This window comes from Providencia sp. PROV141, from assembly GCF_028481645.1.
Lineage (GTDB): Bacteria > Pseudomonadota > Gammaproteobacteria > Enterobacterales > Enterobacteriaceae > Providencia > Providencia rettgeri.
The window spans coordinates 35,753-60,534 of sequence record NZ_JAMPPR010000015.1; the positions used below are offsets into that span (position 1 = coordinate 35,753).

15 protein-coding genes and 1 pseudogene are annotated in these 24,782 nt (G+C 40.3%); 11 read left to right on the forward strand and 5 right to left on the reverse strand.

The window, feature by feature from the left end; genetic code table 11:
- The first annotated feature begins 75 nt into the window (after positions 1–75).
- Together hrpB and mrcB are read left to right on the forward strand one after the other, a co-directional pair.
- Complete coding sequence (hrpB, locus tag PSF09_RS10805; RefSeq protein WP_272683883.1) at positions 76–2,535, forward strand: ATP-dependent helicase HrpB; 2,460 nt, start codon at positions 76–78, stop codon at positions 2,533–2,535.
- Positions 2,536–2,716: 181 nt separating this feature from the next.
- Entirely contained in the window at positions 2,717–5,239 is a 2,523-nt protein-coding gene (mrcB, locus tag PSF09_RS10810) for a bifunctional glycosyl transferase/transpeptidase (RefSeq protein WP_272665695.1), read from the forward strand.
- Between the two features lie 269 nt (positions 5,240–5,508).
- On the opposite strand, the gene hemL is transcribed toward mrcB, so the two are convergent.
- Positions 5,509–6,798, reverse strand: a complete 1,290-nt coding sequence (gene hemL, locus PSF09_RS10815) for a glutamate-1-semialdehyde 2,1-aminomutase (protein WP_272575462.1) — start codon at positions 6,796–6,798, stop codon at positions 5,509–5,511.
- Between the two features lie 214 nt (positions 6,799–7,012).
- On the opposite strand from hemL, the gene erpA reads away from it, so the two are divergent.
- The gene (gene erpA / locus PSF09_RS10820) at positions 7,013–7,357 is read left to right on the forward strand and encodes an iron-sulfur cluster insertion protein ErpA (protein ID WP_004260480.1); all 345 of its coding nucleotides are present in this window, start codon (positions 7,013–7,015) and stop codon (positions 7,355–7,357) included.
- Positions 7,358–7,534: 177 nt separating this feature from the next.
- Here erpA and btuF read toward each other — a convergent pair whose 3' ends face one another.
- On the reverse strand, positions 7,535–8,365 hold the full coding sequence (gene btuF, locus PSF09_RS10825; protein WP_272665696.1) for a vitamin B12 ABC transporter substrate-binding protein BtuF: 831 nt from the start codon (positions 8,363–8,365) through the stop codon (positions 7,535–7,537).
- Between the two features lie 64 nt (positions 8,366–8,429).
- Complete coding sequence (gene mtnN, locus PSF09_RS10830; RefSeq protein WP_272665697.1) at positions 8,430–9,122, reverse strand: 5'-methylthioadenosine/S-adenosylhomocysteine nucleosidase; 693 nt, start codon at positions 9,120–9,122, stop codon at positions 8,430–8,432.
- 246 nt (positions 9,123–9,368) lie between these two features.
- Between mtnN and dgt the strand changes: the two genes are divergently transcribed.
- The 4 genes from dgt (at position 9,369) to mazG (ending at position 15,755) form a co-directional block, all read left to right on the forward strand.
- Positions 9,369–10,895, forward strand: a complete 1,527-nt coding sequence (dgt, locus tag PSF09_RS10835; protein ID WP_272665698.1) for a dGTPase — start codon at positions 9,369–9,371, stop codon at positions 10,893–10,895.
- A 173-nt stretch (positions 10,896–11,068) separates the two neighbouring features.
- Positions 11,069–12,400 (forward strand): 23S rRNA (uracil(1939)-C(5))-methyltransferase RlmD, encoded by a 1,332-nt coding sequence (rlmD, locus tag PSF09_RS10840; protein WP_272683884.1) that lies wholly within the window; start codon positions 11,069–11,071, stop codon positions 12,398–12,400.
- A gap of 16 nt (positions 12,401–12,416) precedes the next feature.
- Positions 12,417–14,648, forward strand: a complete 2,232-nt coding sequence (gene relA, locus PSF09_RS10845) for a GTP diphosphokinase (RefSeq protein WP_272665700.1) — start codon at positions 12,417–12,419, stop codon at positions 14,646–14,648.
- Between the two features lie 312 nt (positions 14,649–14,960).
- Positions 14,961–15,755, forward strand: coding sequence for a nucleoside triphosphate pyrophosphohydrolase (gene mazG, locus PSF09_RS10850; RefSeq protein WP_272683885.1), 795 nt, complete (start codon positions 14,961–14,963; stop codon positions 15,753–15,755).
- A gap of 118 nt (positions 15,756–15,873) precedes the next feature.
- Here the strand turns inward: mazG and PSF09_RS10855 are convergent.
- Positions 15,874–16,774 (reverse strand): annotated as a pseudogene (locus PSF09_RS10855) (Rpn family recombination-promoting nuclease/putative transposase).
- A 542-nt stretch (positions 16,775–17,316) separates the two neighbouring features.
- Between PSF09_RS10855 and pyrG the strand changes: the two are divergent.
- The 3 genes from pyrG (at position 17,317) to PSF09_RS10870 (ending at position 22,193) form a co-directional block, all read left to right on the forward strand.
- Positions 17,317–18,954 (forward strand): glutamine hydrolyzing CTP synthase, encoded by a 1,638-nt coding sequence (gene pyrG / locus PSF09_RS10860; protein ID WP_210836118.1) that lies wholly within the window; start codon positions 17,317–17,319, stop codon positions 18,952–18,954.
- A 65-nt stretch (positions 18,955–19,019) separates the two neighbouring features.
- Positions 19,020–20,321, forward strand: a complete 1,302-nt coding sequence (eno, locus tag PSF09_RS10865) for a phosphopyruvate hydratase (RefSeq protein ID WP_004260453.1) — start codon at positions 19,020–19,022, stop codon at positions 20,319–20,321.
- Positions 20,322–20,807: 486 nt separating this feature from the next.
- Positions 20,808–22,193: a DASS family sodium-coupled anion symporter gene (locus PSF09_RS10870; protein ID WP_004913667.1), complete on the forward strand. Its 1,386-nt coding sequence runs from the start codon at positions 20,808–20,810 to the stop codon at positions 22,191–22,193.
- 118 nt (positions 22,194–22,311) lie between these two features.
- Here the strand turns inward: PSF09_RS10870 and PSF09_RS10875 are convergent, their stop codons facing one another.
- On the reverse strand, positions 22,312–23,241 hold the full coding sequence (locus PSF09_RS10875) for a two-partner secretion domain-containing protein (protein ID WP_272683886.1): 930 nt from the start codon (positions 23,239–23,241) through the stop codon (positions 22,312–22,314).
- Between the two features lie 191 nt (positions 23,242–23,432).
- Between PSF09_RS10875 and PSF09_RS10880 the strand changes: the two genes are divergently transcribed.
- A complete protein-coding gene (locus PSF09_RS10880) occupies positions 23,433–24,710 on the forward strand; it encodes a hypothetical protein (protein ID WP_272683887.1) in 1,278 nt (425 codons plus the stop codon).
- Positions 24,711–24,782: the final 72 nt, after the last annotated feature.

Consider the following 24,782-nt stretch of genomic DNA (forward strand, 5'->3'; position numbering starts at 1 on the left):
ATATGCTTACTGGCAAAAGAGGCTAATGCTACAATGTCTAACAGTAAAAGTTAAATACATGGAGTGATAACCCCAGTGTTACCGATATTTGGAGTTTGTGAGGACATACTTACCGCGTTAGTAGCTTCACCTCAAGTTTTGCTTCATGCACCGACAGGTGCTGGTAAATCAACAGTTTTACCGTTAGAAATATTAAAGAGTGAGGTTATTACCGGGCGGGTTATCATGTTAGAGCCTCGTCGCTTGGCAGCGCGCTCAGTGGCTGCTCGCCTTGCACAGCAACTTGGTGAAGAAGTTGGTCATACAATCGGTTTACGCATGCGCTCTGAAACTAAAGTTAGCCGCCACACTCGTCTTGAAGTGGTTACCGAAGGCGTACTCACTCGCTTACTGCAAAATGATCCCATGCTTGAAGGGGTTGGTTTAGTCATTTTAGATGAGTTCCATGAACGAAATTTACAGGCAGACCTTGGCCTCGCTTTGCTAATTGATTCACAGCAAGCCTTACGTGAAGATTTGCGTATTCTATTGATGTCTGCGACATTGGATAACCAAGGGCTGTCTCAGCTGTTTCCTGATGCTCCGGTTATCACTTCACAAGGGCGTACATACCCCGTAATGCGTGAATATCATCCGATTAACCCAAATAAACTCTTTCATAAAGAAGTCGCATTGGCGGCTTGGCAGTTATTGCAGCAAGAAGATGGGTCTTTATTATTATTTCTTCCAGGTATGGGGGAAATCGAGAAAGTAAGAGCAGAGCTCGCTTTGATGGTTAGTGAGGACATACTTTTATGTCCTTTATACGGTGCATTATCCCTACAAGCCCAGCAACAGGCGATTCAACTAGCACCAGAAGGAGTGCGAAAGGTCGTATTAGCCACCAATATTGCAGAAACCAGCTTGACGATTGAAGGGATCCGCCTTGTGATAGACAGTGGTTTTGAGCGTGTGGGGCAATTCAATCCACGAACAGGACTAACAAAACTAGTTAAACAGCGAATTAGCCAAGCGTCGATGGCACAACGTGCAGGCCGCGCGGGCCGTTTGGAAGAAGGTGTTTGCTGGCATTTATTCAGTGAAGAGCAGGCTGAGCGTGCGGCACAATTTAGCGAGGCCGAAATTGCGCAAAGTGACTTGAGCAGCTTATGGTTATCTTTATTACAATGGGGTTGTCACGATGCCGCACAGCTGAACTGGCTGACTTTACCCCCTAAACCGGCAATATCAGCGGCAAAAAATTTACTTGGCAAATTAGGTGCTATTGATGCAGCAAACAAGTTAACGCCTTTTGGGCAGCAGATGGCGGAGTTAGGCAGTTCAGTACGAACAGCGGCAATGTTATGTAAAGCACAGCAAAGCCAAAATCAGTCTGTTATTCAATTAGCCGCACTGTTGGTGGCGATTATCGAGGAGCCTCCTCGTCAACAAGATGCAGACCTTCGCTATTGCATAGAAAGGCCAACAGAGGGGTGGTGTAAGAGAGCATCAGTGCTTTGTGAACAAAAAGTATCGAGTACCATTGGTAATCGAGATGCACTCATTAGCGAGTGGTTACCAACGTTGCTGGCCACAGCGTTTCCTGACTACATAGCGAAATCTCGAGATAACCAACAACGCTATCAACTGGCGAATGGTTTAGGGGCGATATTGAATGAATCGGATAGATTATCCGGTTCTCCATGGTTAATCGTCGTGGCTTTATGGCAACCCGAAAATATGGCAGATGCCCGTATTTCCTTGGCTTACCCTGTAGATATTGACAGACTACAAGCAGATTGCCCATCACTGTTTAACAAACAAGAAACGGTCGAATGGGATGAACAAAAAGGGACATTATTAGCTTGGAAACGCTTGCAATGCGGTCAATTAGTGGTGAAATCAGAACGTTTAAGCAACCCTGATAACACTGAAATTCGTTATGCGTTAGTTTATTGGTTGAAGCAAAATGGCTTGCAGCAATTAAACTGGCAGGAAGATGCACTACAACTGTGTATCCGCTGCACGTTAGCTAAGCAGTATTTTCCTGATATTGATTTGCCTGATTTTGATGAAGCGGCACTATTGGATTCGCTGGGTGAATGGTTAGAGCCTTATCTTGATGGCATAACAAATAAGCAAAAATTACAGCGGATTGATTTAGCCTCTTTATTGATTAATCGATTAGATTGGCAGCAGCAACAGTGGTTAGAACGCATGTTTCCGGTAACCTATCGAGCGCCATCTTCACATGATGTAAGTATTCACTACGCATTAGATAAGCCACCAGTCATAGCGATTCGTATGCAAGAAATGTACGGGGAAAAAGCGAACCCGACTGTTGCACAAGGAAAAATAACCGTAACAGTTTCTCTGTTGTCTCCTGCCATGCGGCCGTTACAGATCACGCAAGACCTTGGTGCATTTTGGCAAGGCAGCTATAAAGAGATACAAAAAGAGATGAAAGGGCGCTATCCAAAACATTTATGGCCAGATGACCCTGTAAATACTGCGCCAACAAGACAAACAAAAAAAGCGATGATGGGTGCGAAATAATCTATTTTTATGCTCTAATAGCGGGTTTCCTTATTGGCTCTATCAATGAGCCGACTGAGTAAGGAAATGTAATTAAGAGCTTTCTTTGGTGAAATCTCTGGGGTTCTAGGCCAAAATTAACCACTAAACTGACATTACTAGTGAGTTATTAAGTTATTTTGTAATGTGATATGGAGTGACCATGTCAGGTAAAGATTTTGAACCAATCGGCAGGCGTAACAAAAAAGCTGCCGGGAAAAAACAGTCTTCATCCCGCCGTCGTAGAGACCGCGATGACTATGACGATGAAGATTTATTCGAAGATGATGATATTGACGAACAATATCTCGATGATGAAGATGAAGAAGAGCAAATGGCTAAAAAAGGCTCAAAAAATAACAAACCTCGGAAGGTAAAAAGTAAATGGCGTTGGTTTTGGCTGCTAGTCAAACTGATGATCGTGTTTGCTGTTTTACTTGCGGCATATGGTTTTTATTTAAATCAACAAATTAAAGAACGCCTCGATGGTAAGGTGTGGGATTTACCCGCTGCAGTATACGGCAGAATGGTTAACCTTGAACCGGGTATGGACTACAGCCAAGCAGAAATGGTGCGCCTACTTGAGGGTATGCAATACCGTAAGGTGAGTAAGATAACGACATCGGGCGAATTTGTGGTGCGTGGTAATAGCATCGAAATCTTACGTAGACCGTTTAATTTCCCCGACCAAAAAGAAGGGCAAATCCTTGCGCGTATGGTGTTTGAAAATAACGCGTTGAGCAAGATTGAAAACATGGAAAACGGTCGCTCATTTGGCTTTTTCCGTTTAGACCCGAAACTGATCACGATGATGCAGTCGGCGAACAATGAGCAACGGTTAGTCTTACCGATATCTGATTTCCCTGAGTCTCTGGTTAAAATCTTACTAGAAACCGAAGATCGCAACTTTTATGAGCACGATGGCGTCAGTTTATACTCTATTGGCCGTGCAGTTGTTGCTAACTTAAGTGCAGGGCGCTCCGTTCAAGGGGGAAGTACTTTAACCCAACAGTTGGTCAAAAATCTATTTTTGACCAATGAACGTACATTAAAGCGTAAAGCCAATGAAGCCTATATGGCCGTTTTACTGGACTACAACTACAGCAAAGAGCGCATTTTAGAGCTGTATTTGAACGAAGTCTTTTTAGGCCAAAACGGTAATGACGAAATTCGTGGTTTCCCATTAGCGAGCCTGTATTATTTCGGTCGACCAATCAATGAGTTAAGCTTTGACCAACAGGCTTTATTAGTGGGAATGGTGCAAGGGGCATCAACGTATAACCCTTGGACTAAGCCACAAAATGCGATTAAACGCCGAAATATCGTGCTGAAAATCTTGGAAACGCGTGGCGTGATTGACCAAGAAATGTATCAAGTGCTAAGCGCAAGGCCTCTCGGTGTGAAAAACAAAGAAGGGCTGGTGGCTTCTCAACCTGCCTTTATGCAAATGGTTCGTTTAGAACTCAATGAAAAATTGGGCGATAAAGTCAAAGAACTCTCCGGCGCGAAAATTTTTACCACTTTAGACCCAGTGGCTCAAACTGCGGCTGAAAATGCAGTTGAGAACGGTGTCGCTGATTTACGTAAATCTCGTAAATTAGATGATATTGAAGGTGCAATGGTAGTTGTTGATCGCATTAATGGGGAAGTGCGCGCGATGGTTGGCGGCTCTCAACCACAGTTTTCAGGGTTTAACCGTGCGTTAAATGCACGGCGTAGTATTGGTTCCCTAGCAAAACCACCGGTATACCTCGCTGCACTCAGTGAACCAGACCGTTTTCGTTTAAATACGTGGTTAAAAGATGAGCCATTAACAGTAAAAGTCGGGAATCAAAACTGGAGCCCAAGAAACTACAGCCGTAATTTCAACGGTCGTATGATGTTAGTTGATGCATTGGCAAAATCACAAAATATTCCAACGGTAAACTTAGGGCTAGAGGTCGGTTTAGACCAAGTGTTTAACACTTTTGTACGCTTAGGAGCTCCCGCAGCGGCGATGGAAAAAGTGCCCGCTATGTTCTTAGGGGCAGTTAACCTAACACCGGCAGAAGTCGCACAAGTTTTTCAAACTATTGGTGGTAACGGTAATCGTGCGAAATTATCGGCATTGCGTTCTGTTATTGATGGAGATGGTAATGAAATATACCAAAGTTACCCGTCAGCGGAACGAGCAGTACCTTCCCAAGCAGCATACCTCACATTGTATGGTATGCAGCAAGTGGTTAAACAAGGTACGGGGCGAGTGTTGTTGACCAAATATGCCAAGTATAATTTAGCGGGTAAAACAGGGACAACGAATGACTTGCGTGATAGCTGGTATGCAGGGATTGATGGTAAAGAGGTCGCAATTGTGTGGGTTGGTCGTGACAATAATGGCCCAACACAGTTATCAGGGGCAACAGGGGCACTAAAAGTGTACCAACGTTACTTAGATAACCAAGCGCCATTGGCACTCATCAACCGCGCGCCAGAGGGTATTGTTGAGATGCAAGTCACAGCTGACGGCCAATTAAGTTGCTCAAACTTTGGTGGAGGCAGAATGTTACCGATTTGGACAGATAACCCAGAAGGGTTATGCCAAGCGTCTGAAAACGAAGCCCCAGTTTGGGATTTAAATGGTAATAATGGCGAGCAGCAAGATGATGCACCGGATTGGGTGAAGGATATGTTTGGCAATAATCCCTAAATTCTCGTCATACTTCAACCTGTAGCGTTGTTGGTTGCACTCACTAGACCTAGTCACATACTATTGTATGCTCCTAGGCTCTAGCTCGCTGACCGCCTAGCTACAGGCTGAATTATTTAGAGAATTAATGGGCTAGAGAATGAGAGAATTAATGAGTTAGAAAATTGTGGTGTAAGGCTGCAACTGGTGGCTATCCAATCTTTCGTTACCGATGTAAAAGAATAGAGGTGAAAGTAGGTAACATTTCACCTCCGTAATTTCAATATGAATTAATTCTTTTTGATTTTCAGCAGCGCTGTTTCTGCCGCTTTAACTGTTTTCTCAATATCTTCATCACTGTGGGCGATAGACATAAAACCCGCTTCAAAAGCAGAAGGTGCGAGGTAAATGCCTTGCTCTAACATGTAGTGGAAAAATTTCTTAAAGCGCTCAACGTCGCATTGCATCACGTCTTGGTAGCAAGTCACTGTTGGTGCGTCGGTGAAGAAAATACCAAACATACCACCGACGTGATTGATAACCATCGGGATACCCTGTTCTTGGGAAACACGTTTTAAACCACGAGCTAACTTTTCTGTTAATTCATTTAAACGTGAGTGAACTCCCGGTTGAGAGACTTCTTTTAAACAAGCAAGACCCGCCGCCATCGCGACAGGATTACCAGATAAGGTTCCTGCTTGGTAAACTGGCCCAATTGGGGCTAGTTTTTCCATAATTTCAAGGCGGCCACCAAAGGCACCCACAGGCATACCACCACCGATGATTTTACCTAAACAGGTTAAATCAGGTTGAACATCATAGTAATCTTGTGCACCACCTAATGCGACGCGAAAGCCAGTCATAACTTCATCAATGATGAGTACGGCATTGAATTCATCACATAATGCACGTAAACCCGGTAAGAACTCATCCGTTGGTGGTACGCAATTCATATTTCCAGCAACAGGTTCAACAATCACACAGGCAATGTCTTCTGGATAATTTTCAAATGCTTGGCGAACTGAAGCTAGGTCATTATAGGTACAAGTTAATGTGTGTTTTACAAAATCTTCGGGGACGCCCGGAGAGTTTGGTTCACCCATCGTAAGCGCCCCAGAACCTGCTTTGACTAATAAGCAATCTGCATGGCCATGGTAGCAGCCTTCAAATTTGATGATTTTGTCGCGGCCAGTGTAACCTCGAGCCAGACGAATTGCACTCATGGTTGCCTCAGTACCTGAATTCACCATGCGTACCATATCCATAGATGGCACTAACTCACAAACTAATTCAGCCATTTCAACTTCGGCGGCAGTCGGTGCACCAAAACTTAACCCTTTATGGACCGCTTTAATCACAGCATCTCGGATCTCAGGGTGGTTATGGCCTAATACCATCGGTCCCCATGAGCCAACGTAATCCACATAGGCTTTACCATCAACGTCATAAATATAAGCGCCATCCGCTTTTTCAATAAATAATGGGGTTCCACCAACACCATTAAAAGCACGAACAGGGGAGTTTACACCACCAGGGATTTGTTCTTTTGCTTGTGCGTAAAGTTTTTCAGATTGTGACATCGCAGGGCTCCAGAAAGAGGCTAAGAAAAAAATTGCTCTCATTCTAAAGCACCACACCAATTAAACCAAATATTGATACGAAGATATGCACAATGTGTCTAATTGCGTAACAACACTTGAACCATTTAGTCAAGTGGCGGATAATTAGGTTAATTGATCTGAGTAGGTTTTAGCCTACGCATGAATTTACCGGTCACCGGTTTGGAGTAAAAAAATGAGTGATGATGCAGCTCTGCCTTTGCAATTTACTGATGCGGCAGCAATTAAAGTTAAAGATCTAGTCTCTGATGAGGACAACCCAAATCTGCGTCTGCGTGTTTATATCACTGGTGGCGGATGCAGCGGTTTCCAATATGGTTTCACATTTGATGACCAAATCAACGAAGGCGATATGACAATTGAAAAGCAAGGTGTTGCTCTTGTCGTAGACCCAATGAGCCTACAATATTTAGTCGGCGGAAGTGTTGATTATACCGAAGGTTTGGAAGGTTCACGTTTTATTGTGACTAACCCGAATGCTAAGTCTACTTGTGGGTGTGGTTCGTCCTTCAGCGTCTAATTTTCGTCATATTTCGAGCTGTGGCGGTGTTGGCTTCATTCAGCTACTCGGGTCACATACTTATGTATGCTCCCCGAGATACCTTCATTTGCAGCCTTGCCACACCTCGAACTATTTAGAAAATTTCTGTAATTCTTAATTCTTAATTCTTAATTCTTAATTATCAATTATCAATTATCAATTGGATAGTGAGTTTAACTGTTTGCACAGTTGTTCGGTCGCGTTCACAATCCTTGGGCCTGCTCGATGAAACCAATCTTCGTTTAACCGAATAACTGGGACGTTGAGCTGGGAGTGCCAAAATTCTTTCACTGCTTTTTCCTGTTCTGCTGAGCCCGTCATGATTATTACATCTGGTTTGCGAGTGAGTACCTGTTCACGACTGACTTGTGGCCATTGAACTGAGCTATTAGCAAAAATATTTTCACTCCCACAAAATTCGACGACATCATTTTGCAGCGTGTGGTTACCCGCGCTAAATAAAGGCTGAGTGCCGAGCTGGATAAACACTCTCTTTGGTTTGTTATTAGAAATTTTTTTATTTTGATAAGGAGCTAGCTCAGCGCGCATTCTTTCCACATTTTGTTGTGCAAGCTCTGGGTTTGGACTGTATTGTGCCAACTCAGTGACTGAATTGATGACATCATCAATGGTTTGAGGGTCAAAATAAATAATTGGAATGCCGAGATTCGCAAGCTGATCAAGAGGGCGTTGAGGGTTGCCTCCTTGCCATGCGAGGATTAAATCAGGCCTAAGTGCGATAATACGCTCTACATTTAAACCTTGCCAATCAGATACTTGCTCTAGGTTTTTTGCTTGTTCTGGGTAATCGGAGTAAGCACTAACCGCAATTAAGCTATCCCCAAGTCCTGCTGCATAAGCAAGCTCAGTATTGGCAGGTGATAAGCTGATAACGCGTTGCTTTGCCGCTCCTAGAGCAGAAAAAGCCACCAATAAAGCACATAATAGAGTAATAGTAAGGGAGAAATAATGTGTTATTTTTTTCATAACAAAATTCATCGTGGCATTAAAAAGTATAACTAACAATTAGTTATACTTTTTATGAGGATTATTAAGCGAGTTTGGATAAAATTGCAGTGATCATTAATGACGATTGACGGGCAGCAACTGGTAAGAATTCATCGAAGCTTGTGTGGGATTCCTTATCAGCCACATCGGAAATGGCTCGGACGACGACAAACGGGATACCAAATTGGTGACACACTTGTCCAATCGCAGTGGCTTCCATTTCTACTGCCGCAACTTGCGGGAACATAGCCTTGATGCGAGCCAGTGGTTCAGCACCATTAATAAAAGCATCACCGCTACAAACTAAACCACGAACAGCGTTCATGTCCAATAACTGAATGCACTGCTCAGCAACTTCAATCAGTTTAGTATCTGCGACGAAAGCGGGTGGACATTGTGCCATTTGGCCAGGTTCATAACCGAATGCTGTCACATCTGCATCATGGTAACGAACCTCAGTAGAAACGACGATATCGCCGACGTTTAAACGAGGGTCTAAACCACCAGCAGAGCCAGTATTAATCACCACATCTGGTTGGCAATGCTCCAGTAATAGCGTTGTACCGATTGCGGCTGCAACTTTACCAATACCTGATTTTAATAACGCAACGTCAACACCATTAATTTGACCTGTATAAATTTCACAACCTGCACGGTTAATAGTTTGGCAATTTTCTATTTGCGAGCGCAAAATTGCCACTTCCTGTTCCATGGCACCAATTATTCCAACTTTCATTTTGTCTCCTTTTCCCTGCTCAATTTGCACTATTAGTGTCAATATTTTGACTAGGGACGATAATGTTTTATTGTGTTATTGCTGTATTCTTCGAGTGGGTTCGCAATTTTAATTGCAACAACTCAGATTTAGACAACGAAATTACAAAGATGCACGAAGTGTAACATTGAAAGGTGAGTCGTGAAGTTTTTTTCCTGTATTTAGGCTATATAATGAAGCATCAATCGAGATAGGGAAGGTGGCAGAGTGGGTGAGATTAATTTTGTTAAGAAGTTAAACTTTCAGCGCAACTACATGAGCAGTGCGAAAAACCAAAAAATTTCACCTAAAGATGAAGATGCGGTGAATCGCTTATTTGAAAGTGACCGTGGGCGAATTATTAATTCAGCTGCCATCCGCCGCTTACAACAAAAAACACAAGTTTTTCCCTTAGAGCAAAATGCAGCAGTGCGCAGTCGCTTAACTCACTCATTAGAAGTACAGCAGGTTGGCCGTTACATCAGTAAAACGGTTTTAGGCGAACTAAAAAAGAAAAAATTACTTGAACCTTATGGGCTAGATGAGCGGTGTGATGCTTTTGAGAGCTTAGTCGAAATGGCGTGCTTAATGCATGATATCGGCAATCCACCATTTGGGCACTTTGGTGAGGCTGCAATTCAACGGTGGTTTACTAAATTACTATCGCCAAGTTACTTATATACCCCCAATTCCCCTGATCCATGCCAAATACCTGCATTACAGTTAACTGGAAATGAAAAGCAAGATTTATTCCGTCGTCAATTAAAGCAGGATTTATGCTCATTTGAAGGTAATGCCCAAGGGTTACGTATGGCGCATCGCTTACTCAAATTAAATTTAACCTATGCGCAAGTGGGTTCTATTTTAAAGTATACGCGTGGAGCTTATGATTTGGCGCCAATTCCACCTGAGTTTGATTATTTGATGAAAAAACCAGGCTATTATTGGTCAGAAGTGGACTTTGTTAGTGAGCTAACTAAAAAGCTCGATATGGCAAAATATTGCCGTTTCCCGTTGTCCTATATTATGGAAGCGGCTGATGATATTTCATATTGTATTGCTGATTTGGATGATGCTGCGGAAAAAGGAATTTTTACTGTTGAGCAGTTGATTGAGTATTTAAAAGTAGAATGGGGAAATATTGAACAAAATGATTTATTCGATCAAACCATTATGCGAGCTTTCAATAATATCAGTGACAACCACACAAGGCGCATTCAGCAAGATCAATTCTTTATGTATTTGCGCGTAAATATCACAGGAAAATTGTCTCATTACAGCGCACAACAATTCATTAAGAATCTACCTGAAATTTATAACGGCACTTTTAACAGTGCTTTGTTAGAAGATAAGAGCCCAGAGCATAGGCTATTAAAAGTACTGAAAACAGTGGCTTTTAAACATGTATTTAATCACCATGAAGTTGAAGAGTTAGAGTTACAAGGCTATCGAATTATCAGTGGGTTATTAGATTTTTATAGTCCGCTATTGATGATGGATAGAGGTGATTTTGCTGACCTTGTGGACAAAAATTACCACAAGCATTTTTTCATTGAAACGAGGTTATTCCATAAGTTATCTAATAAGCATCGCTTATCTTACACGGAAGCACTTGAGAAAATTTCTGCAACGAATGAAGCAGATAAATCTATCCTTGAGTTTTATTATCGAGCTCGTTTGATTCAAGACTATATTAGCGGTATGACAGACCACTATGCCTATGAAGAATATCGTAAATTTATGGTTAGCAATTGATGCAATAACTGAAGAGCGGAATAAAAATAGAAAAGTAGTCAATCAAATGATAGGAAAACAGGTATAATAGCCTAGCCATTTTCCTTGATTAATTAGCGAAAAAAACAACGCATTAAAATTGAAAACTCGGCAATCATGATTTTTATAACTTAATACTCTGTAGTGACTACTTTATGGCTCAATTTTACTCTCCTAATCGCCGTACCACCCCACGCCGTCAAATCACGGTTGTTGCTGATAGCCTTGATGCCGCAGGGCAAGGTGTTGCCCGTATCGAAGGAAAAACCATTTTTGTAACAGGCTTATTGCCTGGAGAAGAAGCCCAAATTGAATTGACGGAAGAGAAACGGCATTTTGCTAAAGGAAAGGTGATTAAACGCCTGAGTACGAGCCCCCAAAGAGTCAAGCCACGGTGTCGTTATTTTAACCAATGTGGAGGGTGCCAACAGCAACATGTTGACATTGCACTACAAAGAGAAAGCAAAGCTCATGCTTTAGCTTATCTGATGCGACGTGAAACATCGCAAGATATATCCTGTACCGAGGTGATTTATGGTGAGTCATATGGCTACCGTCGCAGAGCTCGGTTGGGGTTACAATATCAGCCTAAAAATAAAAATGTCGTTATGGGGTTTCGTCAATCTCAATCTAACACATTAGTTGATATAAAAAATTGCCCTATATTATCCCCTGATCTGGATATCTTATTAAAACCACTTTCTGAATGCATTAACCAGCTCAGTAATAAAGCAAAACTGGGCCACGTAGAACTTATTCATGCAGACAATAGCAAAATTGTATTGATTCGTTATTTAACGCCTCTTTCGTTATCAGATACTCAAAAGTTAAGCGATTTTGAAAATCAGCATGGAGTGTCTATCTGGTTAGCAGGTAATGATGAAAACTTACAGGCTCTATCACCAAATTCGCCACAACCTGAATATCAAGTTGCTGGGGAGATACTAAAATTTAACCCATTAAATTTTATTCAAGTGAACGGGCAAGTTAACCAGTTGATGGTAGAACAAGCTTTAGCATGGTTAGATCTAAACAGTGAAGATAGGGTATTAGACCTTTTTTGTGGAATGGGTAACTTTACGTTGCCTATCGCACGGCTAGTGAAATCCGTTGTGGGTGTTGAAGGTGTGGAAAATTTAGTCAAACAGGCACGAAATAACGCACAGCTCAATACTATTTGTAATGCGACATTCTATAATGAAAACTTAGAAACCCAGATACACACACAACCTTGGGCGGCTCATGGCTTTAATAAAGTATTATTAGACCCAGCTAGAGCCGGAGCCGCTGGTGTTATGGAACATTTAATTAAACTGATGCCAGAAAAAATTGTCTATGTTTCATGTAACCCCACAACATTGGCAAGAGATAGCAAAGTTTTACTTGATGGGGGCTATCAGTTATTACAGTTGCGGATGCTAGACATGTTTCCGCATACTAGCCATTTAGAATCAATGGCGTTATTTATCCGTCGCCCAGAGGTTTAATAGGTAGGGAGAATATATGGTTGCAGTAAGAAGTGCGCATCTTACCCCAGCAGGTGAGTTTGCCCCAGAAAAGTGGGTTAACGGTCTGGGATTGAGCAATAAACAATCAGAAGAAAAGCTCATCCATACCTGGCAATATTGTCACGATAAACTAGCCGGACAAGAAATCGCCCCTCTGTTGCTGTGGCGCGGTATTGAAATGACCGAAATCCTATCGACATTAAGTATGGATATCGGCAGCTTACAAGCAGCTTTACTTTTTCCCTTAGTGGAAGAGGGGAAGTTGGAAGAGCAAGAAGTTATTGATGAATTTGGTCAATCCATTCATGAGCTCGTTAAAGGCGTGCTGGAAATGGATGCGATTCGTCAACTCAAAGCCACGCAATCGAGTGAAACAAGTTCGACACAAGTCGATAATATTCGCCGTATGCTATTGTCGATGGTGGAAGATTTCCGCTGCGTTGTCATTAAATTAGCGGAACGAATTGCACATTTACGTGAAGTCAAAGATGCAACTGAAGATGAGCGCGTTTTAGCGGCTAAAGAGTGCTCAAATATTTATGCCCCCCTAGCAAATCGCTTAGGAATTGGGCAATTGAAATGGGAGTTAGAAGACTTCTGTTTCCGTTATTTGCATCCCGATGAATATAAGAAAATCGCAAAGCTTCTCCATGAACGTCGTATTGACCGTGAAGAGTATATAGATACTTTTGTTACAACCTTACGTAAATACATGTTAAAAGAGAGTATTCAAGCAGATATCTACGGCCGGCCTAAGCATATTTATAGCATTTGGCGTAAAATGCAGAAAAAATCATTGGCATTTGATGAACTGTTTGATGTGCGAGCAGTGCGTATTGTCGTTGAACGTTTGCAAGATTGTTATGCTGCGTTAGGGATTGTACATACCCATTTTCGCCATCTTCCTGATGAATTTGATGACTATGTGGCGAACCCGAAACCTAATGGTTATCAATCTATTCATACAGTAGTGTTAGGGCCAAACGGCAAAACGCTTGAAATTCAAATTCGCACCCGCCAAATGCATGAAGATGCAGAGCTGGGGGTCGCGGCCCATTGGAAATACAAAGAGGGCGCGACTGGCATTGGCAAAGGCAGTAGTTACGAAAACCGCATTGCATGGTTACGTAAGCTGATCGCATGGCAAGAAGAAATGGCAGATTCTGGCGAAATGCTAGATGAAGTTCGTAGCCAAGTGTTTGATGATAGAGTGTATGTCTTTACTCCAAAAGGGGATGTGGTGGATTTACCAGCAGGCTCGACACCACTTGATTTTGCTTATCATATTCACAGTGATGTCGGTCACCGTTGTATTGGTGCAAAAATAGGTGGGCGTATTGTCCCATTTAGCTATCAATTACAAATGGGCGATCAAATTGAAATTATTACTCAAAAGCATCCAAATCCAAGCCGCGACTGGTTAAACCCTAATTTAGGATATGTCACAACCAGCCGTGGGCGAGCTAAAATCCAAAATTGGTTCCGCAAACAAGATAGAGATAAAAACATCCTTGCAGGGCGTCAAATTTTAGATAGCGAACTATCACAGCTTGATATCAGCCTTCGTGAAGCAGAAAAACTACTAATCGCACGCTACAATGTTCATTCATTGGATGAGGTTTTGGCTGGAATTGGCGGCGGTGATATTCGTATCAACCAATTAGTGAATTTCCTGCAAAGCAAATTTAATAAAGCCACTGCCGAAGAAGAAGACCGTGCGGCAATGAAGACATTAGAAAGTAAGTCTTCACTCCCAAGAGCACCATCTCATGGTAGCGGTCGAGTGGTGGTTGAAGGGGTTGGTAACCTAATGCACCATATTGCACGCTGCTGCCAGCCAATTCCAGGGGATGAAATTGTCGGTTTTATCACGAAAGGACGAGGTATTTCTATTCACAGTGCAGACTGCGAACAATTAGCTGAGCTGCAAAGCCATGCACCAGAACGCGTAATAGATGCAGTCTGGGGAGAAAACTACTCGAGTGGTTATTCTCTCGTGGTTAGAGTTATAGCTAATGACCGTAGCGGCTTGCTGCGTGATATCACGACAATATTAGCAAATGAGAAAGTCAATGTGCTTGGTGTCAGTAGCCGCAGTGATGTAAAACAGCAATTGGCAACGATAGATATGACTATTGAGCTGTATAACATTGAGGTGCTGAGTCGGGTGTTAGCTAAGCTGAATCAGTTGCCGGATGTTATAGAAGCAAAACGTCATTCTCAGTGATTTTCTTCATATTTTGAGTTGTAGGGGTGTTGGCTGCGCTTAGTTACTCGGGTCACATACTTGTGTATGCTCCCCGAGATATCTTCGCTTGCCGCCTACCTACAATTCAAACTATTTTGAAAATCGGTATATTTATATTCTAAAAATCCCTCTCTTCATGTTTTTAATTATTCTTTTCTATACAACTTCTGTTTCTTCATGAGTTAGTTAGCAAAAATTTATTTTTTTGGGAAAAATTTGTCGATTGCTCATCAACTCTGATAAGTTTGGGATAAAGGACAACTAGAAACAAAAAAATTAAAGGTTAATACAATGAGTCAGACAAATCTTCAAATCGAACGTTTATTATCAATTATGAAGCAGCTTCGAGATCCGCAAACAGGCTGTCCATGGGACAAAGTGCAAACGTTTAAAACGATTGCGCCTTATACACTTGAAGAAACCTATGAAGTGCTTGATGCGATAGAACGTGAAGATTTTGACGACTTAAAAGGTGAGTTGGGAGACCTGTTATTCCAAGTCGTTTTCTATGCGCAAATGGCGAATGAAAATTCATTGTTTGATTTCAATGATATTTGCCAAGCGGTGAGTGACAAGCTCGAATATCGCCACGCTCATATTTTTGATGCCAATAATACATTGAGTAGTGCTGAAGTGATTGATGGTTGGGAAAAGCGCAAGTCGAAGGAACGAGCTGTAAAAGCCCAATTTTCGGTATTAGATGATATTCCAAATTCATTACCTGCCTTGATGAAAGCCTATAAAATTCAAAAGCGCTGTGCTTCCGTGGGTTTTGATTGGGATACCCTTGGTCCAGTGGTTGGGAAAGTCCAGGAAGAACTTGAAGAAGTGATGGAAGAAGCCACTCAGGTGGTTATTGATGGTGCGCGTCTTGAAGAGGAAATTGGTGATTTACTGTTTGCGACGGTTAACTTATCTCGCCATTTAGGCCACAAGCCCGAAATTGCCCTGCAAAAAGCATGCAGTAAATTTGAACGACGTTTTAGGCAAATAGAAAAAAGTTTATCTGAAAGTGGCAAGTCTACAGAAAGTGCTACACTTGAGGAGATGGAGGCGCTTTGGCAGCAAATTAAGAGCCAAGAGTGACTGTAGTTATATTTCCCTCATGGCTTATTAGTGACGTTAGCTTACTTATGTTTTAGCTAGTTACCAGAGTATAGCCATACTTGCCACCAAGCTGTAACTCGAATTAGTCAGGATATAGTTATAGTAATTCGAGTATCTCATTTTTACTTAGGTTTGTGCTTTCCATAATTAGCTCAAGAGGAACACCTGCCTTTAATAATTTAGAGGCAATTGCTAGTTGAGTTGCTTCACGACCTTCTTCCCTACCTTCCTCTCGACCTTCTATACGTCCTTGGTCTTTCAAGCGTTCTGCTATGTTCATAACAACTCCTTGATGACTATGAATTTGATTCGTTAGCTCTTTTACAATGCTAACAAAATCATGCGAATCAATAGTATAAAACCAGTAATAGAATATTTTGTCTATGTCATCTTCATCATTATAGTCTTGATTTATTGCTTGGGCTAGATGGGCGATTATCTGGTTAACGTCATCCCGCAAATTTTTATGTTTCATGGCTAGTTCCATCACGGCAATTTTGCGGTGCTTTAGCAGTTCGTTATCATCAATTACGGTCACATCAATTAAGGGAAGAGAATTAAAATAAAAATTATTCGCAAGTTCTGGATATTGGAAACAGTCTGTCCATAACTGAGAGTAAGGGTAAGGTGTGGTTTTTCCATTATAAAATAGCATTGGAATGACAAAAGGTAGTGTTTTGTGGCCTTGCTGTAAATGTTGGCTCATAGCCTGAAATGCATAGTGCATAAGACGCCAAGGCATCAGTTTATCAGGCACTGATTGATGTTCGACGAGAACATAAATGAGTAGTCTCGACAGAGTACAGGACGTCAGATAAGCGAGAGCGCAGTTTAAGGTCAATGAATGATGAGTTAGTTAATTCTAATGTATCAAAATTACACAGTTATTTAATATTTACAGGCAAATGAACATCAAAAAAATCTCGTGCATTACTAATTTTTGACATGAAGCCTTTGAATACTGAATCATGTGGGGTGTTATGGTAATCATTCGTCATGTTGAAAGTTTTCCCATTTGTCCAATGACCCAATATTAACTAAATATTAGTGTAAATATAAAAAAGTTAATCCTAAAAACACAAGTGGTATTTAATGTAACATGTTGTAGTGGCTGATGTTTTTTTACTTAGGTATTAGTGCTTCAAGGCGATATCTATGCTGATACGTTTTTAGAAACACTCAGATTAAAGCTTCAAAAACAGTGAGTGAACTAGCATTTTTGGATGTTAAATGCTAGGTTGAAGAGTAAATAGTTATTCAAAATCAAAGTTAGTGCAGAATCGCATTTTTTATACTATACAATGAGCTGAAAGGATTTAGCTTTTGCATTTGAACTGTGTTAATCTATGAAAATAGACAAAGATGACTAATTTTGAAGCGATAAATAATTTTCGCTTTTAACTTGCTGATAATATTAGAGTATTGATGAAATTTAGCCTTATTATGCTTAGAACATTTGTAGCGAAATTAAGGTTCGGGTATACTGTTTTCCCGTCCTGTTATATCCATCATCTTTTAAACCTAAACTTTCAGGTTCAGCATGAAAACTAATTATATTTTTGTGACCGGCGGGGTCGTATCCTCTCTGGGTAAAGGCATTGCCGCAGCCTCTTTGGCGGCTATACTCGAAGCCCGTGGACTCAACGTGACTATTATGAAACTGGATCCCTACATCAACGTAGATCCAGGCACAATGAGCCCAACCCAACACGGGGAAGTTTTCGTTACAGAAGACGGCGCTGAAACTGACTTAGATTTGGGTCATTATGAGCGCTTCATCCGTACTAAAATGACTCGTCGTAATAACTTTACGACTGGGCGTGTTTACTCTGAAGTTCTGCGTAAAGAGCGCCGTGGCGACTACTTAGGCGCTACAATTCAAGTTATCCCTCATATCACTAATGAAATTAAAGACCGTATCATCCGTGGTGGCGAAGGCCATGACGTTGTTTTGGTTGAAGTTGGTGGTACAGTGGGTGATATTGAATCATTGCCATTCCTTGAAGCGATTCGTCAAATGGCTGCAGAAGTCGGCCGTGAGCGCACTTTATATTTGCACTTAACATTAGTGCCTTACCTTGCAGCTGCTGGTGAAGTGAAAACTAAGCCAACTCAACATTCTGTGAAAGAATTGCTGTCAATTGGTATCCAGCCAGACGTGTTAATCTGTCGCTCAGACAGAGTGATCCCTGCAAATGAACGTGCAAAAATCGCATTATTCTGTAATGTGCCAGAGAAAGCGGTTATTTCTCTCAAAGACGTTGATTCAATTTATAAAATTCCAGCCTTGTTAAAATCACAAGGTTTGGATGAATACATCTGTAACCGCTTCCGCATTGATGCGCCAGAAGCTAATTTATCTGAGTGGGAACAAGTTATTTACGAAGAAGCTAATCCTGCAGGTGAAGTCACCATCGGAATGGTTGGTAAATATGTTGAGTTACCAGATGCGTATAAATCTGTAATTGAAGCATTAAAACACGGTGGCTTGAAAAACCGTTTAACTGTGAACATCAAATTGATTGATTCACAAGATATCGAAACGCGTGGTGTTGAGTTACTTAAAGATTTAGATGCTATTTTAGTACCAGGCGGTTTTGGTGAGCGTGGTGTTGAAGGTAAAATTCTGACTGCTCAATATGCACGTGAAAACAAGATTCCTTACTTAGGGATTTGTTTGGGTATGCAAGTTGCCTTGATTGAATTTGCACGTAATGTGGCCAATATGGCAGATGCAAATTCAACAGAATTTAAAGCGGATTGTAAATTCCCTGTTGTTGCGTTAATTACAGAATGGCGTGACGAAGAAGGAAACCTTGAAGTGCGTTCAGAAGAGAGCGACCTTGGTGGAACAATGCGAGTAGGTAGCCAACCATGCCACCTAGTGAATGGTAGTCTTGTACGTGAGATGTATGGTTCAGAAACCATTATTGAACGTCACCGTCACCGTTATGAAGTGAACAACTTACTGCTTAAACGCATTGAAGATGCGGGCCTGAAAATTGCAGGCCGTTCAGTAGATAACAAGCTGGTGGAAATTATTGAAAACCCAAATCATCCATGGTTTGTGGCTTGTCAGTTCCACCCAGAGTTCACCTCTACACCAAGAGATGGTCATCCGTTGTTTGCAGGTTTTGTTAAAGCCGCTGGTAAGTACCAGAAAGGTGAGTTGAAATAAGATATGGGGAAGTCGGCGCAGGTGCACCAACTTCCCAAAATTTAACTTGTACTGAGGAAAACCTAATGTCCAAAATTGTTAAAGTGATCGGTCGTGAAATCATTGACTCTCGTGGTAACCCAACTGTAGAAGCTGAAGTTCATTTAGAAGGTGGCTTTGTTGGTTTAGCTGCAGCACCATCAGGTGCGTCAACAGGTTCTCGTGAAGCTCTGGAACTGCGTGACGGTGATAAAGCACGTTTCCTGGGTAAAGGTGTTCTGAAAGCAGTTGCTGCTGTTAATGGTCCAATTGCAGAAGCACTGATCGGTAAAGATGCTAAAGACCAAGCTAATATCGATAAAATCATGATTGATCTCGATGGCACTGAGAACAAATCTAAATTTGGTGCAAACGCAATTCTGGCTGTATCTTTAGCAAATGCTAAAGCAGCTGCGGCAGCGAAAGGTATGCCTCTGTATGAGCACATTTCTGACCTGAATGGTACTCACGGCCAATACTCTATGCCTCTGCCTATGATGAACATCATCAATGGTGGTGAGCACGCAGATAACAACGTTGATATCCAAGAATTCATGATCCAGCCTGTTGGCGCACCAACGCTGAAAGAAGCTGTTCGTATGGGCTCTGAAATTTTCCATCACTTAGCAAAAGTACTGAAATCTAAAGGTATGAATACAGCTGTAGGCGATGAAGGTGGTTATGCACCTAACTTAGAGTCAAACGCAGCGGCATTAGCAGCAATTAAAGAAGCGGTTGAGCAAGCAGGTTATGTGTTAGGTAAAGACGTAACACTGGCAATGGACTGTGCAGCATCTGAGTTCTATAACGCAGAAACAGGCAATTATGAGCTGAAAGGCGAAGGCAAAACCTTCACTTCACAAGAGTTCACCCACTATTTAGAAGAACTGACTAAACAGTACCCAATCGTGTCTATCGAAGATGGTCTGAATGAGTCTGACTGGGATGGTTTCGCATACCAAACTAAAGTTCTTGGTGACAAAATCCAACTGGTTGGTGACGACCTGTTTGTAACGAACACTAAGATCTTGAAAGAAGGTATCGATAAAGGCATTGCTAACTCTATTCTGATCAAATTCAACCAAATTGGTTCTTTAACTGAAACTTTGGCTGCAATTAAAATGGCGAAAGATGCAGGCTATACAGCTGTTATCTCTCACCGTTCAGGCGAAACTGAAGATGCAACTATCGCAGATTTAGCAGTCGGTACAGCTGCAGGCCAAATCAAAACGGGTTCAATGAGCCGTTCTGACCGTGTTGCTAAATATAACCAACTGATTCGTATTGAAGAAGCATTAGGTAAAAATGCACCATTCAATGGCTTAAAAGAAGTTAAAGGCCAAGCGTAATTTTAGTTCGTTAACAAATTTATACTAAAGGAAGCCGATGGCTTCCTTTTTTTCGACTGAAATCTTTGCTGAGGACGCTATTTTTACTATATATTCCCAGTAATTTATGATTACCTCTAATGTATCGCAATAAATTTGGTTGGATTTTTAGTAAGCTTAATGATTGATTAGCCTTTTATTGCCCCACCTTATATTTAATAATTAATTTAAAATCAATCTATTAGATAGATGATTGATATGCGTATTTTTAGAAATAATATGCTAATTTATAGTGACTATTTTAGTATTTAATTCTTCGTTTTTTACGAATGGATAGGTAGGTTTTTCGGAGTTTATATGGAAAACGATTAAATTATACGGTGTAGATCGCACTTTTACTTCCTCCACATTTTAATTTCATACAATTAACTTTATATTCCAGCTCTTGCAAAAAAACATTAACAATAATACTCGAAAATAATTTGCTTCCGAGCTAATGGAGTTTACATGGACGCTTCCGAATCCCTACAACCAGCGGTCAGCCCGACCCCATCCAATAAACGGGGTTGGATCATTTTAGCGGTTGATATTGTTCTTCTGATCTTACTTTTAAAATATTTACCTTTTGATGACAAGGCAAATGCAGGCCTTGCAATGATGGTTTTTATCGGTGTGCTTTGGCTAACTGAAGCTATCCATGTCACTATTACTGCACTTTGTATCCCTATCCTAGCGGTTGGGCTTGGATTAATGAATACTGGGGAAGCGCTTAAATCATTCGCAAACCCAATTATTTTCCTATTCTTCGGTGGTTTTGCTTTAGCGACGGCTTTGCATATTCAGGGCTTAGACCGTCTAATTGCTAACCGCTTATTAATGGCTGCACGTGGTCGTTTATCAGTCGCAGTATTACTGTTGTTTGGTGTTACCGCGCTGCTATCAATGTGGATTAGTAACACAGCAACTGCTGCAATGATGTTACCCCTTGTATTAGGTATTTTATCTAACCTCGATGTTCGTCATGAACGTAATACGTTTGTGTTTGTTTTATTAGGTGTTGCTTATAGTGCCAGTATTGGTGGTCTAGGAACTATTGTGGGTAGCCCACCAAACGCGATTGCCGCTGCTGCGTTAGGTTTAGATTTCTTATCGTGGATGAAATACGGTATTCCTATCATGGTCGTGTTACTGCCTATGATGTTTGTGTTGATGTACATGATGTTACGTCCGAATTTGAAGCACCGTTTTGAAATTGAATTAGAGCACGTTAAATGGAATGGCAAACGTATTACAGCAATGGGGATTTTCCTGTTTGCGGTAGTTTGCTGGATCACCAGTACGTTTATTAGTGAAGCACTTGGTGGTGTGAAGGATCTCGACACCATTATTGCTATGATTGCTGCAATTTTGATTGGTATAACAGGGGTTGCTAGTTGGTCACAAATCCAAAAAAATACCGAGTGGGGTGTATTGATGCTGTTCGGTGGGGGATTGACTCTCAGTGCAATTTTAAGTTCTTCAGGCGCAAGTAAAATTATGGCTGACTGGATGCAGATGACATTTGGGACAAGTCATTGGTTTGTGATTATCTTAGCGGTAACAACCTTTATTATTATCCTGACTGAATTCACTAGTAACACGGCAAGTGCTGCCCTGTTAGTGCCTATTTTTGCTACTGTAGCAGAAGCATTAGGTATGCCAGTTATTGTGTTAACGATGATTATTGGTATTGGTGCCTCTTGTGCGTTTATGTTACCTGTTGCGACTCCGCCAAATGCGATTGTATTCGGTTCTGGTTATATCAGGCAAATTGAAATGGTACGAGTCGGTGCAGTTCTGAACGTAGCATGTATTATTGTTATCTCTCTATTTGCTTGGTTCTTTTGGCTATAAAGCAAACAAGAAAAATCACTAAATTGATTTTAGCTAAAAGTATAAAGTGAGATAAACGCATTTTTATCTCACTTTCTCAACGACCTAACGGGCTCATTTTTAATGAGCCCGTTTTTCATTACTGTGCGACAAGCACTTGCTGATTTTTCCCTATCTGTATTTTACCTGTACTGTGCATTACAAAATCACTGTCACCACGTAATGAAAAATTCATTGTTTGTATCAATCCTTTGATATCAATTGTATTTTGAGGACAAAGAAAACTGTCTTTACATTGATATTGATGACTCTCAAATGAGATAATTCGGCCTAATAACTTGGTATTTTCTCCCAGCTCTAATTGGCTGCCTTGGCTATAAGGGGTATCTGTTTTAAATTTAGTACCTGAGTGAAGCACCGCTTCTCGTGGGGAAATTGAAGCACTTCCGGATGTACTCAGGTAATTTTGAACTGCAGCTGTAATATTTAGTGCATTTTGCAGTTTTATTCGATCGGCGTACACATTCAGTTTAGAAAGCTGCAACGGGCTGGCATGCTGTTGGCTGATGTTGATTTGGCTTGCGGGGCTAACTGAGAATTTTAATTGGCTGTATTCATCTAGTGCTTTTGCTTCAAGCTGCTTCGTTTCTTTATTTTTAACATATTGTTTTTCTAACTTACCTGCAATTAAAGATAAGCTATTAATATTACTTATGGAGCCATCAGCCCAAGAGATCCCATTGGGATTAGCGATAATAAGATTCGCTGCCTGTCCTTTAATACCGAGGACACCTTTAATTTTACTTTCTTCTGTTCCTGTTACTTCAGCCAATATCAGTTTTGCAGCTTTGTTTGCAAGCTGATCATTATCACTAATATCATTGTTAAAAATGAGACCATACTCATTAGAAGATAAACTTTCAAAAGTATTAAATGAAATATTGTTTTTTAGAGGGGCTTCAATATTAATAACTTTTGCTTTAGATACATCAGCTTGAGAAAGAGAGGAGATAGTGAAAATAGATAAAAAAGAACTTGTTAGAATGATAAATTGCATTTTTTTATTCATTACATTTCCTTGTAATAACAACCCTATAGATATGACATAATATAATCTATTTTATTTTTAATTAGCATATTAAAAAATATTATAGGAGTTATAAAAAATAATTATTTTAAATTTTAAGGGTTCATGATTTATTGCTAGATTGTATTTTATGAGGATTTAACTATTTTTATTTGTAATTAAAAGGAATTTATATGCTGAAATTAAAAGATATGGATAAAAGTCAATTTATTGAACAAGCAATTAATGATGCAAAATTAAAATTAGGAACGGTTAGTGGGGTAAGAGTAAAAAACAGAGTAGCAAGTGCAGATATTAAATCATTTAAGTCACACCCTTCAATATTTATGATGGAAAATGCAATTAGTGTTGATAGTTTTATTAGAACTGATGTTCAGACATCTAAAGGTGATGTTCAATTCGTTAAAGTTGGTAGTTATTCCTATGAACTAGAGATTGTGATTAATACGGCGGAAAAAGAGCCATCAATGATGATTGAGTCATATTTATTAGGATATAACGGCAATGATCAGAAAAATAAATCGCCCGCCTTTATTGATATACCCAAGCACCCATCTAAGGCAAAATTTTTATTTACACATACACTTTCAGGCAGTTCTGTGATCGTTACTGAACTAAATGAAACAACCTACCGAGTCTATCATGATGGTAGAATTAATAGTTCGATTCTTTATGATAATGTAGTGATGGCTGTAGATTACAAAGATTACAGTATAAAAAATACTGATGAGACGCTTGGAATGGTCTATATGCAATATGAAAATGGCGCCTGGAAATTAATATTACAGAAACAGGAATATAAAATAATTGGAGGAGTACCAATAATTAGCTTGCGAGAAGATAAAATACCATTATTAGTACAAAATCCATTAATTAAAAACCAGAAAGAAAATATTAGAAAATTTAAACTAGAAAGAGATATAAAACATCAAAAATTAATTGAAGCAGCAGAGTTTCTTGGTATTAATACCGATGCAATGTCTAAAATTAAAGAACAAAGTGGTGATTTATCATCAGATGCTGCTGTGATAAAGTCTTGGATTAAATTTATTAGAAATATAAGGAAGGTGGTTGATGTTAAACTACGTGAAAAACGTATAAAGATTGATAATTTTAAAGAACAATTGAGTGGAATGAAGCCTAATTTACCTAGAAGAAGAGACGAGTATGATAAAATAAAGAAAAGTATAGCTGATATTGAAAAGGGAAGTGACTATTTAAAATTAAAATTTAATAAACTATTGTCTGATTCACTAATCATTGAAAGTAATGACCTCTGGTTGAAAATAAAAAATAGTGAAGGCATAAATTCAATTATAGAAAATAGATATGATAAGTCTATTGGAGCAGGTAAAGATGTGGACAAAATAACTACAATAGAACAGCGTTTTAGAAATTTACTTATGGAGGATTCTAACCGTAACAATAGCTTTTTTTTTTCAGGGTTATAACAATTATAATAAAGTAATCATCCCTTATTCTCTAGAAGGATTATCATCATTAGAACTAAAAAAAATATATAT

Coding starts and splice junctions, on each gene's coding strand:
- rlmD (WP_272683884.1), top strand. CDS start 11,069: ATGGCTCAATTTTACTCTCCTAATCGCCGTACCACCCCACGCCGTCAA.
- erpA (WP_004260480.1), top strand. CDS start 7,013: ATGAGTGATGATGCAGCTCTGCCTTTGCAATTTACTGATGCGGCAGCA.
- hemL (WP_272575462.1), bottom strand. CDS start 6,798: ATGTCACAATCTGAAAAACTTTACGCACAAGCAAAAGAACAAATCCCT.
- mazG (WP_272683885.1), top strand. CDS start 14,961: ATGAGTCAGACAAATCTTCAAATCGAACGTTTATTATCAATTATGAAG.
- relA (WP_272665700.1), top strand. CDS start 12,417: ATGGTTGCAGTAAGAAGTGCGCATCTTACCCCAGCAGGTGAGTTTGCC.
- btuF (WP_272665696.1), bottom strand. CDS start 8,365: ATGAAAAAAATAACACATTATTTCTCCCTTACTATTACTCTATTATGT.
- pyrG (WP_210836118.1), top strand. CDS start 17,317: ATGAAAACTAATTATATTTTTGTGACCGGCGGGGTCGTATCCTCTCTG.
- PSF09_RS10880 (WP_272683887.1), top strand. CDS start 23,433: ATGCTGAAATTAAAAGATATGGATAAAAGTCAATTTATTGAACAAGCA.
- PSF09_RS10870 (WP_004913667.1), top strand. CDS start 20,808: ATGGACGCTTCCGAATCCCTACAACCAGCGGTCAGCCCGACCCCATCC.
- mtnN (WP_272665697.1), bottom strand. CDS start 9,122: ATGAAAGTTGGAATAATTGGTGCCATGGAACAGGAAGTGGCAATTTTG.
- eno (WP_004260453.1), top strand. CDS start 19,020: ATGTCCAAAATTGTTAAAGTGATCGGTCGTGAAATCATTGACTCTCGT.
- mrcB (WP_272665695.1), top strand. CDS start 2,717: ATGTCAGGTAAAGATTTTGAACCAATCGGCAGGCGTAACAAAAAAGCT.
- PSF09_RS10875 (WP_272683886.1), bottom strand. CDS start 23,241: ATGAATAAAAAAATGCAATTTATCATTCTAACAAGTTCTTTTTTATCT.